The sequence below is a fragment of the Methylobacterium sp. J-072 genome, assembly GCF_022829425.1.
Classification (GTDB): Bacteria; Pseudomonadota; Alphaproteobacteria; order Rhizobiales; family Beijerinckiaceae; genus Methylobacterium.
The window spans coordinates 1-644 of sequence record NZ_JAKSYK010000199.1; the positions used below are offsets into that span (position 1 = coordinate 1).

1 protein-coding gene and 2 pseudogenes are annotated in these 644 nt (G+C 64.8%); 2 read left to right on the top strand and 1 reads right to left on the bottom strand.

What is annotated here, in order from left to right; all coding sequences use genetic code 11:
* On the top strand, positions 1 to 218 hold a 218-nt coding region (locus MKK67_RS26300), incomplete at its 5' end, for a GNAT family N-acetyltransferase (RefSeq protein WP_243971036.1).
* On the opposite strand, the pseudogene MKK67_RS26305 reads toward MKK67_RS26300, so the two are convergent.
* Positions 144 to 350, bottom strand: a pseudogene (locus tag MKK67_RS26305) (IS3 family transposase); the annotation flags it as partial. The gene MKK67_RS26300 and the pseudogene MKK67_RS26305 sit on opposite strands and share 75 nt — an antisense overlap.
* On the opposite strand from MKK67_RS26305, the pseudogene MKK67_RS26310 reads away from it, so the two are divergent.
* A pseudogene (locus MKK67_RS26310) lies at positions 336 to 644 on the top strand (integrase core domain-containing protein); the annotation flags it as partial. The pseudogenes MKK67_RS26305 and MKK67_RS26310 sit on opposite strands and share 15 nt — an antisense overlap.

Sequence of the window (644 nt, forward strand, 5' to 3'; positions counted from 1 at the left end):
AGCGGCCCGACGAGGTCGCGTTCCTGCGCGCCGTCCTGGCCGATCTCGGGGCCGAGGGGCGCGTGCGGGTCGCCCGTTTGCGCAGGGACGGTCGGATCCTGGCCTCCGCGATCCTGCCGCTCACCGGCCCCGAGGCCTGGGCCCCGGCTATGCTCGTCGATCAGCGTCAGGATCCGGAGCGAGCGTCCGCCGTAGGTTCGTGCCTGGACGAAGTCTAAACTCCAGACGTGTTTGCGATGGAGCGGGCGCAGCCGCACGCAGGATCCATCGTTCAGCCACAGGCGACCGCATGGTCGGTGCTTCTGCGGGACCTTGAGCCCCTCGCGACGCCAGATGCGCTGAAAGTGGCGCGACGCATCAACAGCGGGGGCGTGATCGAGGCGCTGGCGGAGGCGATGTGCTTACACGGCATCCCGGAACACATCCGCTGCGACAATGGCCCCGAGATGATCTCGAAGGCGCTGCGCAAATGGGTCGCCAAAACTGGCTCACAGATCCAGTACATCGCACCAGGATCGCCGTGGGAGAACGGGTATTGTGAGAGCTTCAACGGCAAGCTTCGTGACGAGTGCCTACGCCAGGAGATCTTCTACTCGTTAAAGGAGGCGCAGATCGTGATCGGTCTGTGGCAAAACACCTACAAC